The organism is Micromonospora sp. CA-248089 (assembly GCF_050948515.1).
Classification (GTDB): Bacteria; Actinomycetota; Actinomycetes; order Mycobacteriales; family Micromonosporaceae; genus Micromonospora.
This window is the reverse complement of sequence record NZ_CP192016.1, coordinates 898,629-910,128: the sequence shown is the minus strand read 5'-3', so window position 1 is coordinate 910,128 and position 11,500 is coordinate 898,629. Positions and strand designations below refer to the sequence as shown.

The 11,500-nt window shown below is 72.5% G+C and carries 10 protein-coding genes; 5 read left to right on the top strand and 5 right to left on the bottom strand.

The window, feature by feature from the left end; all coding sequences use genetic code 11:
- Positions 1-6: 6 nt before the first annotated feature.
- Positions 7-810 (bottom strand): hypothetical protein, encoded by an 804-nt coding sequence (locus tag ACQP26_RS04560; RefSeq protein WP_433495020.1) that lies wholly within the window; start codon positions 808-810, stop codon positions 7-9.
- A gap of 54 nt (positions 811-864) precedes the next feature.
- Here ACQP26_RS04560 and ACQP26_RS04555 point away from each other — a divergent pair, with 54 nt between their 5' ends.
- A complete protein-coding gene (locus ACQP26_RS04555) occupies positions 865-2,043 on the top strand; it encodes a DNA recombination protein RmuC (protein WP_269702167.1) in 1,179 nt (392 codons plus the stop codon).
- Between the two features lie 148 nt (positions 2,044-2,191).
- Positions 2,192-5,485 carry a S8 family serine peptidase gene (locus ACQP26_RS04550; protein ID WP_433495019.1) on the top strand — a complete coding sequence of 1,098 codons (3,294 nt, stop codon included), beginning with the start codon at positions 2,192-2,194 and terminating at the stop codon, positions 5,483-5,485.
- A gap of 61 nt (positions 5,486-5,546) precedes the next feature.
- Here ACQP26_RS04550 and ACQP26_RS04545 read toward each other — a convergent pair whose 3' ends face one another.
- Together ACQP26_RS04545 and ACQP26_RS04540 are read right to left on the bottom strand one after the other, a co-directional pair.
- Positions 5,547-5,957: a hypothetical protein gene (locus tag ACQP26_RS04545; RefSeq protein WP_269702169.1), complete on the bottom strand. Its 411-nt coding sequence runs from the start codon at positions 5,955-5,957 to the stop codon at positions 5,547-5,549.
- A 38-nt stretch (positions 5,958-5,995) separates the two neighbouring features.
- Complete coding sequence (locus ACQP26_RS04540) at positions 5,996-6,985, bottom strand: 4-hydroxy-3-methylbut-2-enyl diphosphate reductase (RefSeq protein ID WP_433495018.1); 990 nt, start codon at positions 6,983-6,985, stop codon at positions 5,996-5,998.
- A gap of 195 nt (positions 6,986-7,180) precedes the next feature.
- On the opposite strand from ACQP26_RS04540, the gene xseA reads away from it, so the two are divergent.
- Positions 7,181-8,347 (top strand): exodeoxyribonuclease VII large subunit, encoded by a 1,167-nt coding sequence (gene xseA / locus ACQP26_RS04535; RefSeq protein WP_433496086.1) that lies wholly within the window; start codon positions 7,181-7,183, stop codon positions 8,345-8,347.
- A gap of 12 nt (positions 8,348-8,359) precedes the next feature.
- A complete protein-coding gene (locus ACQP26_RS04530; RefSeq protein WP_135243344.1) occupies positions 8,360-8,572 on the top strand; it encodes an exodeoxyribonuclease VII small subunit in 213 nt (70 codons plus the stop codon).
- 40 nt (positions 8,573-8,612) lie between these two features.
- Here the strand turns inward: ACQP26_RS04530 and ACQP26_RS04525 are convergent, their stop codons facing one another.
- Both ACQP26_RS04525 and ACQP26_RS04520 read right to left on the bottom strand, forming a co-directional pair.
- Entirely contained in the window at positions 8,613-9,452 is an 840-nt protein-coding gene (locus ACQP26_RS04525) for a hypothetical protein (protein WP_269702172.1), read from the bottom strand.
- A gap of 92 nt (positions 9,453-9,544) precedes the next feature.
- Positions 9,545-10,234 (bottom strand): DUF4245 family protein, encoded by a 690-nt coding sequence (locus ACQP26_RS04520; protein WP_433495017.1) that lies wholly within the window; start codon positions 10,232-10,234, stop codon positions 9,545-9,547.
- A 147-nt stretch (positions 10,235-10,381) separates the two neighbouring features.
- Here ACQP26_RS04520 and glpX point away from each other — a divergent pair, with 147 nt between their 5' ends.
- Complete coding sequence (glpX, locus tag ACQP26_RS04515) at positions 10,382-11,413, top strand: class II fructose-bisphosphatase (protein ID WP_120573972.1); 1,032 nt, start codon at positions 10,382-10,384, stop codon at positions 11,411-11,413.
- Positions 11,414-11,500: the final 87 nt, after the last annotated feature.

Sequence of the window (11,500 nt, the reverse complement as noted above, 5' to 3'; positions counted from 1 at the left end):
GGTCGGCTAGAAGTCGCCGCCGCCGAAGTCACCACCGAAGTCCCCGCCGCCGAAGCCACCGAAGTCGCCGCCGCCGTAGTCCCCGCCGCCGAAGTCGCCACCGGCGTAGTCACCGCCGCCCGCGTCGCCGCCCATGTCGCCGCCCTGGTCGCCGAAGTCCTGGCCGTCGCCGAAGCCCTCCTGGTAACCGGCGTCGTACCCCGGGTCGGCGAACGCGGGTGAGAACAGCGCGTCCGCGATCAGGAGACCGCCGACCACACCGACGCCCGCGCCGAGCGCGGTCTTCCACCAGGGCGTGGAGTACCAGCCGGCCGGCACCGGCCGCCCCTGGAACCGGCCGCCCGGGTAGTAGTAGGGCGTCGCGTTCCCCGGCTGCGGGCCGGCGCGGAACGTCTGACCCTGTACGTCGACCTGGCGCTCCTTGGTGAGCGCGCCGGCACCCTGGGCGGCGGCGAGCGGTGGCAGCTCCGGGCCCGGGTCGATGCCCATCGCGGTCCGCGCCGCCCGGATGTACGCCAGCCCTTCCAGCGCGGTCTCCCGGGCCAGCCCGAACTGACGCGGCGTGGTCGCCTGCTCCAGCTGCGAACCGGCGGCGTTGTAGCGCTCACCGGCGTCGGCGAGCGCCTGCCGGACCGCCGGGGCATCGCCGTGCAGGTTCATCAGCTGGCCGCCGAGCCGCTCGTACCACCGCTGCGCCTCGGCGCGGGCGTCGGCCAGTTCGTTCGACCGGCGCGATCTGCTCCCCCTCCGCCAGAACACGAACGCACCTCCGAGCAGCAGGATCAGGACCAGCCACAACGCGAACTCCATGACTCGAACGTACCCACCGGGCGCTCGTCGTACCCGTTTGGCAAGCTCTTGGCCATGAGCTTTGCGACGCTGGCCGTGGTGGTGCTCTGCCTCGCCGCGGGCGGCGCGGTGGGCTGGCTGGCCGCGCGGGCGCGCGCGGCGGCCGACATCGCCCGCCTGGAGGCGACGCTCGCCGCCACCCGGGCCGGTGAGGGGCGGCTGGAGCAGTCCATGCGGGCGCTGAGCTACGAGGCGACAGCGCAGTCCCAGGAGGCGGTCGCCCGCGCGGTGGCGCCACTGCACGACACGCTGCGCCGCTACGAGCAGCGGGTGGCGGAGCTGGAGCGGGACCGGGTGGACGCGTACGCCGAGCTGCGAGAGCAGGTGCGGTCCATGAGCGCCGTCTCGGGCGAGCTGCGCACCGAGACCAAACAGCTGGTCGCTGCGCTGCGCGCGCCGCAGGTGCGCGGCCGCTGGGGTGAGCACCAGCTCCGCCGGATCGTCGAGGCCGCCGGCATGCTGGAGCACTGCGACTTCAGCGAGCAGGTCACCGCCGCGACCGACCACCAGGGGGTACGCCCCGACCTCGTGGTGCGGCTGCACGGCGGCCGGACGGTGGTGGTGGACGCGAAGGCGCCGTTCGACGCGTACCTGACCGCGATGGAGGCGCGCGACGAGCGCGGGCGCGACACCCACCTGGACGCCCACGCCCGGCACCTGCGTGCGCACGTGGACGGCCTCGCCGCCAAGTCCTACTGGTCGGCGTTCGACCAGACGCCCGAGTTCGTGGTGCTGTTCGTGCCGGCGGATCCGTTCCTCGACGTGGCGCTGCAACGCGACCCGTCCCTGTTGGAGCACGCGTTCGCCCGCAACGTGGTGCTCGCCACACCGGCCACGCTGGTGGCGCTGCTGCGCACGGTGGCCTACTCGTGGCGGCAGGAGGCGCTGGCCCGCAACGCCGCGACGGTCCACTCGCTGGCTCGCGAGCTGTACGGGCGGCTGTCCACTCTGGGTGACCACGTGGGCAAGCTCGGCAGTTCGTTGAGCGGGGCGGTGACGGCGTACAACCGCGCGGTGGGGTCGCTGGAGGCGCGGGTGCTGGTCAGCGCCCGCAAGCTGGCCGAGCTGGGCGTCTCCGACGACGAGCTGGCCGCGCCGGCGCAGGTGGAGCTGGCGCCGAGACAGCCGCAGGCGCCGGAGCTGTTGGGCGCGCCGTCCACATCGGCCGAGAGGTCGACAGACGTCGACGCCTAACACGTCGCACGTGATGACGTAGACCGATTCGTGTCACGGACTGATCACAAACCCAGGCCGGGTAGTGACACGTGTCGTCCTGACACGCAGGATCACCGTCACACGTGCCCTGCCCCTCGAGGGCCCTGTTCTCTGGAGGAAGAGAACGTTGAGTAAACCCCGCACGCGCAGCCGGCGTCCGTCCGCCGCGCTCCTGGCCTCGGTCCTCGCGGCCGGTGCCCTGACCGTCGGAGGTGGCGCCGGCACCGCGAGCGCCGCCCCCGCCGCCCCGCAACCCTCGCAGCCGACCGCCGCGAAGGCACTGGGCGCACACGACGCCAAGTTGCTCGACGAGGCCGAGGCGAAGAACGCGCCGACCGTCACGATGATCATCGCGGCGAAGAAGGGCTCGGCCAAGAAGGTCGTCGACGGCCTGACCGGCCTCGGTGCCACCGTCAGCCAGCGGTACGACCAGATCGGCTACGTGCTGGCGAAGGTCCCGACCGCGAAGGCGCTCAAGGCCGCCACGCTGCCCGGTGTCGCCGCCGTCGACCTGGACGAGACCATCAAGCTCCCCGACCCGGCGCCCGAGGCTGCTCCGAAGGGCGCGAAGACCGCCACCGGCGCCCAGACGCTCGCCGGGCCCGGCGGTGACACCGGCGCGGTGAACCCGTACATGCCGACGAACGAGACCGGCGCGGAGGCCTTCAAGGCCGCGAACCCGCAGTGGGACGGCCGCGGCGTCACCATCGGCATCATGGACTCCGGTGTGGACCTCGACCAGCCGGCGCTCCAGACGACCACCACCGGCGAACGCAAGATCGTCGACTGGGTCACCGCCACCGACCCGCTGGAGGACGCCTCCTGGCGCCCCATGCTGACCGAGGTCAGCGGCCCGTCGTTCACCACCTCGCTGGGCACCTGGACCGCGCCGGCCGGCAACTACCGGTTCAACGTCTTCCGCGAGAACATCACCGCGAACAGCGACGCGCGGGGTGACCTCAACCGCGACGGCGACACCACCGACTTCTGGGGCGTGCTCTACAACCCCACCACCGGTGACGTCCGCGTCGACGCGAACCAGAACAACGACTTCACCGACGACGAGGTGATGCGGCCGTACAAGGAGAAGTTCCAGGTCGGCCACTTCGGCACGGACAACCCGGCCACCGCGGTCCGCGAGCAGATCCCGTTCGTGGTCGAGTACCGGCGCAACGTGAACACCGCCCCGGTCGGCGGCCCCGGCCTGGTCGACTACGTCAACATCGGCATCATCGAGAGCACCCACGGCACCCACGTCGCCGGCATCACCGCCGCCAACGACATGCTTGGCAACAGCGCCTTCGACGGCGCCGCGCCGGGTGCCAAGCTGGTCTCCGCCCGCGCCTGCTCCTGGGGTGGCGGCTGCACCGCCGCGGCGCTCACCACCGGCATGGCCGACCTGGTGATCAACCGCAAGGTCGACGTGGTGAACATGTCGATCGGCGGTCTGCCGGCGCTCAACGACGGTTCGAACGCCCGCGCGGTCCTCTACAACGACCTCATCAACACCTACGGCGTGCAGCTGTTCATCTCGGCCGGCAACTCCGGTCCGGGCGTGAACACCGTCGGTGACCCGTCGGTCGCCACCGACGTGGTCAGCGTGGCGGCGAGCGTCAGCAAGGACACCTGGCTGGCCAACTACGGCTCGGTGGTCCGCAAGGACAACGCCCTGTTCAACTTCTCGTCGCGCGGCCCGCGTGAGGACGGCGGCTTCAAGCCGAACATCGCCGCCCCCGGCTCGGCCATCTCCACCGCGCCGACCTGGCAGCCGGGCAACCCGGTGCCGGAGGCGGGCTACCCGCTGCCCCCGGGCTACCAGATGCTCAACGGCACCTCGATGGCCGCACCGCAGGCCACCGGCGCCGCCGCGCTGCTGCTGTCGGCCGCCAAGGCGACCGGCAAGGGCGTCACCCCGGCCGCGCTGCGCCGGGCCGTCTACACGTCGGCCCAGCCGATCACCGGCGTCCCGACGTACGCGCAGGGCTACGGCATGTTCAACGTGCCGGGCGCGTGGAGCCTGCTCGCCAAGGGCGTGCAGACCCGCACCTACACCTCCGAGGCGCCGGTCTGCACCGAGCTGTCGCCGAACCTGACCCGCTACGACCGGGCCTCCGGCACGTTCGTGCCGAACCCGAACGTCGGCACCGGCCTCTACAACCGCTGCGCCGCCGACCGTGGTGGCCAGAAGGTCAAGGAGAGCCGCCACTACGAGGTGAAGCTGACCCGCACCAGCGGCCCGAACAAGGGCATCAAGCACGAAGTCGCCTTCCGGGGCAACGACGGCACCTACAGCGCCCCCAAGGTGGTCTGGCTGCCGCTGAACAAGACCGTCACGGTCAAGGTGAAGGCCAAGCCGATGACCGCCGGCGCGCACGGCGCCATCATGACCGTCGACGACCCGGCCACCAACGTGGTCGACTTCGAGGTCGCCACCGTCGTGATCGCCTCGAACCCGGTGTCCGCTCCGGCGTACTCCTTCTCGGCCGAGGGCTCGGTCGAGCGGAACAACTTCCGGTCGTACTTCGTGACCGTCCCGCCGGGTGCGGGCGCGCTCCAGGTCAACCTGTCCGGCATCGCGACCGGCTCGCAGACCCGGTTCATCGCCATCAACCCGTACGGCGTGCCGGTCGAGAGCACCGCCAGCACCGCCTGCTACACCAACTTCTCCGACGCGGCGGTCTGCAAGCCGCAGGAGCGGGACTACCAGAACCCGCTGCCGGGCGTGTGGGAGATCGAGGTGGAGGCGCGTCGCACCTCGCCGGCGCTGGACAACCCGTTCCGGCTCCAGGCCCGCGTTCAGGGCGTCACGGTGGAGCCGGCCGTGGTCCAGCTCCCGTCGGTCACCGCCGGCACCCCGGCGCCGGTGAGCTGGAAGCTGACCAACACCTTCGGCCCGGTCCAGGTGACCGGCGTCGGCGGCCCGCTGGCGAGCGTCCGGGCCGAGCGGCCCAGCATCACCGAGGGCGCGACCCAGGAGTACGTGGTGGAGGTGCCCGCGGGCGCCACCTCGTTCACCGCCCGGATCGGCAACCCGTCCGACCTGAGTGCCGACCTGGACCTGACGGTCTTCCGCGGCACCACCCAGGTGGGGCAGTCGGCCGACGGTGACTCGGAGGAGGCGGTCACGCTGACCAACCCGACTCCCGGCACCTACCGGGTCGTGGTGGACGGTTACTCGATGAGCGACCCGAGCACCGCGTACGACTACCGGGACTCGTTCGCGTCCCCGGCGCTGGGCACGCTCTCCGCGCCGTCCACGCCGCTGTCCCTGGCCAACGGCGCCACCGCCACCCTCACCGGCGCGGTGACCGCCCTGTCCACCCCGGCCGAGGGCCGGGAGCTGTACGGCGACATGGCCGTAACCACCACCGAGGGCGCTGTCGTCGGCCGCGGTTCGGTGGAGATCCTCGCGGTCAACTGAGCCGCTGACACGACGGAGCCCCGTCCCCTCTCGCAGGGGGCGGGGCTCCTTCGCGTCGTCGTCAGGCGGGGCGGGCGGACTCGACCACGAACGGGGTGCCCTGCTGGCAGGTGGTCATCATGCCCGGTTCGGGACGGCCGGTGACCTCGACCTTGGCGCCGGCCTTGAGCACGTCACGCGGCCCGCCGACGAGCAGGTGGCCGTCGAGCAGCAGGCAGTTCGGCTCGACGCCGGCCTGCACGGTGCCGCTGATGACGGTGCCGCCGACACCCGGCGGGGTAGACGGGCCGCCCTTCCAGGAGGGGCCGGGACGCTTCGGGCTCGTGCCGGGGTCGGGCTGGCTGGTCACGGGGGCGGCTCCCGTCGTACTCGGGCTCGGGCTGGGATCGGCGGACCCGTCGCCGGGTGCGGCGCAGGCGGTCAGCGCGAGGCCGGCGAGCAGTGCGACGAGCACCGTACGAGGAGTCTTCATGGTCGGTTGGACGCGGCGGCCGGCCGATCCGTTCCCGGTCAGCCGCGGGCCGCGGCGGCGGCCTTCATGTCGCGCTTGAGTTCCTGCGGCAGCGAGAACGTCAGCCGCTCGTCGGCGGTGGTGATCTCCTCGACGTCGCCGAAGCCGCGCTCGGCCAGGTGCGCGAGCACCTGCTGGACCAGCTCGTCGGGCACGCTCGCGCCGGAGGTCACACCCACGGTCCGGGCGCCGGTGAGCCAGGCGTCCTCGATCTCGTGCGCGAAGTCGACCAGGTGCCCGGCACGGGCCCCGGCGTCCAGCGCCACCTCGACCAGGCGGACCGAGTTCGAGGAGTTGCGCGAGCCGACCACGATCACCACGTCGCACTCGGGGGCGATCTCCTTGACCACGTGCTGGCGGTTGGAGGTCGCGTAGCAGATGTCGTCGCTGGGCGGCGACTGGAGCAGCGGCAGCCGCTTCTTGAGCCGGGCCACCGTCTCCAGCGTCTCGTCCACCGACAGCGTGGTCTGGGAGAGCCAGACCACCTTCTCCGGGTCGCGCACGGTGACCTTGTCGACCCCGTCCGGGCCGTCCACGAGCTGGATGTGGGCGGGCGCCTCACCGGCGGTGCCGATGACCTCCTCGTGCCCCTCGTGGCCGATGAGAAGAATGTCGTAGTCCTGCGCGGCGAACCGGCGGGCCTCGTGGTGCACCTTCGTGACGAGCGGGCAGGTGGCGTCGATCGCCCGCAGCGAGCGCTGCTTGGCCTGCTCGTAGACCTCGGGGGCGACGCCGTGGGCGGAGAAGATGACGGTGGCGCCCTCGGGCACCTCCTCGTTCTCCTCCACGAAGATCGCGCCCTGGGCCTCCAGCGTGCGCACCACGTGCTTGTTGTGCACGATCTGCTTGCGCACGTAGATCGGCGCGCCGTAGAGCTTCAGCGCCTCCTCGACGGTCTGCACCGCCCGGTCCACGCCCGCGCAGTAGCCGCGGGGGTTGGCCAGGAGCACGCGCTTGCCGGTCCGGGGAGTCGTCTCAGCGTCAGTCACCCGCCCATCGTACGTGCCGCTCTCCCGCGCGGCAGCGGCCGCGAGGCGCACGCGGGCGCTGTCGGTCCCGGGCCGTAGGGTGGGCGGGTGAGCGCGGGAGAGGACGGCCGGGGGGCACCGGACGGGCGGAGCAGCCCGGACGGGCGGAGCAATCCGGACGGACGGAGCACGGCCGAGGAGCCGTGGCCGGTCCGGGTGGTCAGCCAGAAGGTCGGCGCCTGGATCGCCCGCCTCGGCTGGGTGTGGGTCGACGGCCAGGTCGCGCAGATCAGCCGGCGGCCCGGCGCGAGCACCGTCTTCCTCACGCTGCGTGACCCGTCGGCCGATCTCAGCCTGACCGTCACCACCAACCGGGACGTGCTCGACGCGGGCGCTCCGGAGCTGCGCGAGGGCGCCCGGGTGGTGCTGCACGCCAAGCCGGAGTTCTACGCCGCGCGGGGCACGCTCAGCCTGCGCGCCGACGAGATCCGCCAGGTCGGTCTCGGTGAGCTGCTGGCCCGGCTGGAGAAGCTCAAGAAGCTGCTCGCCGCCGAGGGCCTGTTCGACCGGGCCCGCAAGCGGCGGCTGCCGTTCCTGCCGGGCCGGGTCGGCCTGATCACCGGCCGCGCCTCGGCGGCCGAGCGGGACGTGCTGACGAATGCCCGCCGCCGCTGGCCCGCCGTCGACTTCCGCACGATCAACGTGGCGGTTCAGGGGGCGAGCGCGGTGCCCGACATCGTGGGCGCGCTGAAGGTGCTCGACGCCGACCCGGCGGTCGACGTGATCGTCATCGCCCGGGGCGGCGGCGGCATCGAGGATCTGCTGCCCTTCTCCGACGAGGCGCTGTGCCGGGCGGTCTTCGCCTGCCGCACCCCGGTGGTCAGCGCGATCGGCCACGAGACGGACGCGCCGCTGCTCGACTACGTGGCCGACGTGCGCGCCTCCACCCCTACCGACGCGGCGAAGCGCATCGTGCCGGACCTGACCGAGGAGGTCCGCCTGATCGGCCAGGCCCGGTCCCGGCTGGAACGGGCCGTTCGTCACCTGGTCGACCGGGAGCAGCACCGGATCGACCTGCTGCGCTCCCGCCCGGTGCTGGCCCGGCCGCAGGTCATGGTCGAGCAGCGCGCGGTGGAGGTGTCCGCGCTGCGCGACCGCGCCGGCCGGTCGCTGGAGCACCGGCTGCGGGGCGCCACCGACGACCTGCGGCACACGCTGGCCCGGCTGCGCGCACTGTCCCCGGCCGCGACGCTGGAGCGCGGCTACGCGATCGTGCAGCGCGCCGACGGCCACGTCGTGCGCGCGGCGTCCGAGGTCGCCAAGGGCGATCCACTGCGGGTACGCCTCGCCGAGGGCGAGCTGACCGCCACCGTCGACGGCTGAGGGATGAGGGACATGACCGGGACGAAGCAGGACGAACAGCTCAGCTACGAGCAGGCCCGCGCCGAGCTGGCCTCGGTGGTGGAGAAGCTGGAGGCGGGCGGCACCTCGCTGGAGGAGTCGCTGGCCCTCTGGGAGCGCGGCGAGCAGCTCGCCGGGGTGTGCCAGCGCTGGCTGGACGGCGCCCGCGCCCGCATCGACGCCGCGCGGCAGCGTACCGAGGACTGACGGTGGGGTTCGGCGATCGCGCCGAACCCCACCGCAGAGGTCAGTTGAACAGGTTGTACAGCTCGGCGGGGGCCTCCACGACCTGGTCCGCCGAGGGCTTCTGGGCCGGGGCCGCGTTGCCGTAGTCGGTGTAGGTGATCTTCAGATCCTGCGCGGCGTTCTGGCCGGCGGCCGGGATCTTGAGCACCATCTCGCTGAGCCGGCCCTGCGTGTCGACCTTGGCGGTGAACGGCACCGACTGGGCCTGCGCCCCGAGCGCGGTGATCACGGCCGGGTCGAGCGAACCCGCCTCGGCGGCCTTCGACACGTCGACGGTGCCCTCGTACGCGCCCTCGCCGGTCTGCCGTACCTCGGTGATGCCCTGGGTGAGGACGGCGCTGCCGGCCGGGTCGAGCTTCTCGAAGTCGAAGCCCAGCGACCGGTTGCCCTTGATCCGGTTCTGGTCGAGGTGGTGGTACTTGCCGGTGTTCAGGTTCTTCACGCCGGGGATCTGCGCGGCCGCCGAGCCGCCGAGTTCCAGCTTGACCCAGCTGTCCGGCTTGGCGTGGATGAGGTCCAGCTTCATCATCAGGTCCGACGCCGGGTCGCCGATGGTCATCCGCATGTCGGCGCTCTGGCTCGGCTCGTGCACCTGCCCTTCGGCGGTGGAGCCCGCGCCGGTCATGGTGAACTTGAAGTTGCCCTCGCGGATCGCGTTCGTGGAGTCGAGCAGAGCCTGCTTGGCCGCGCTGCTGGACGCCGTGGCGCTCGGTGCGACGCTGCCGGAGGCACTCGGGGTCGCGGAGGCGCCGGAGGTCGTCGCGTCGCCGTTGCAGGCCGCCAGGCCGGGAATGAGCAGCGCCGCGGCGAACGCGGTGGCGCTGAAGCGTCGTATCTTCACGTCAACCTCTCCAGGTGGGTCGTCCGGGCTCGATGTCCCTTCTGTTCCCGGAAGCGGGGTTCCGCAATCCCGCCTCACCCGGAGGGAGGACGTCAGCGCAGCGACGTGGCGAGCTTGCGCAGCTCCGTCTCGCCCGCGTCACCGACCACGATCACGGTGCGGTCCGGCTCCAGCAGGACGAGTGCCTGCTCGTTGCCGCGCGCCGTGTAGCGCTGCCAGCTCAGCCCGTCGGGCAGGTCGGCCGCGCCCTGCGGCTGCCCCTCGGTCAGCTCCGCGGGCAGCAGCTTCTCCGCCGGGACGTTGCTCTCCACGAGCTGCGCGCCCCGGCCCTCCGGGGTCACGTACCCGATCCGCAGCGTCGAACCGTCCGCCTCGGTGCGGAAGCGGGCATTCACCGTACGCCAGTCGTCACCCAGCCCGGTCGGTTCGCTGACCGGGAACACGTTCGCGGAGCGGGCCTGCTCCAGCGCGGGCGCCGGGTCGACGGTCACCGGCGAGTCACCGCCGAGGAAGCCCCGATAGAAGGCGAGCAGCAGCGCGATCGGGACCAGCAGGATCAGCAGGGACAGCGCCATGTCCTTCGGCGACCGCTCGGACCGGGCCTTCTCCTTGCCGGCGGGCGGCGCGGGGGTGTCCGCCACGGCGGCCGGCTCGCCCCGGTCCGCGACGAGCGCGGGCTGCCCCTCGGGCGGGGTCGGGCCGCCGTCCGGTCGGACCGGCGGCTGTCCCTCCGGCGGGGTGGCGTCGGTCGGTGTGCGGTCGGCAGGCTGCGCGGCTTCCACCCGGCCATTGTCGCAGCCCACCGGGGGACGTGATCCTGGCCTCCTCCGCCCCGCCGGGACGGCGAACCTGAGATCGTGTGAGGATCAGCGACAAAACCGGCGGCGGTGGCCGCCGGTCCCACCCCGCAACGTCGCGAGGAGGCCGCCATGACAACCACCAGTACGCGGACGCCCCAGGATCTCGACCGCAACCTCGCCCTCGATCTGGTCCGGGTGACCGAGGCCGCGGCGATGGCCGCCGGCCGCTGGGTCGGCCGGGGCGACAAGGAGGGCGGCGACGGCGCAGCGGTCGACGCCATGCGCAAGCTGATCAACTCGATTCCGATGCGCGGCGTCGTGGTGATCGGCGAGGGCGAGAAGGACAACGCCCCGATGCTGTTCAACGGCGAGGAGGTCGGCGACGGGACCGGCCCCGAGGTGGACGTGGCGGTCGACCCGATCGACGGCACCACGCTGATGAGCAAGGGCATGCCGAACGCGCTGGCGGTGCTCGCGGTGGCCGAGCGCGGCGCGATGTTCGACCCGAGCGCGGTCTTCTACATGGAGAAGCTGGCGGTCGGCCCGATGTACGCCGACGTGGTGGACATCAACGCCGGCGTGGCCGAGAACATCAACCGGATCGCCAAGGTCAAGGGCACCGACGCCGCCGAGGTGACCGTGTGCGTGCTGGACCGGTCGCGCCACGACGACCTGGTCAAGCAGATCCGGCGTACCGGCGCGGGGATCCGGTTCATCTCCGACGGCGACATCGCCGGCGCCATCGCGGCGGCCCGCGGCGAGTCGGACGTGGACGTGCTGATGGGCATCGGCGGCACCCCGGAGGGCATCACCGCCGCGTGCGCGCTCAAGTGCATGGGCGGCATGATGCAGGCCAAGCTCTGGCCGAAGGATGACGACGAGCGCCGCAAGGCGCTGGACGCCGGGCACGACCTGGACCGGGTGCTGTTCACCGACGACCTGGTCACCGGCGACAACTGCTTCTTCGTGGCCACCGGCGTCACCTCCGGCGACCTGCTGCGCGGCGTGCGCTACCGCTCCGGCGGGGCGTACACGCAGTCGATCGTGATGCGTTCCAAGAGCGGCACGATCCGGGTGATCGACTCGTACCACCGCCTGGAGAAGCTCGCCCTCTACTCGGCCGTCGACTTCGACGGCCGCCCGCTGGCCGAGCAGGAGTGAGCCGAGCCGGGACGGCGGCACCACCGGCACCGCCGACGCTGTCGACCGGGCGACGTGTCGCCGGTGTCGGGTTGGCCACCGCCTCGG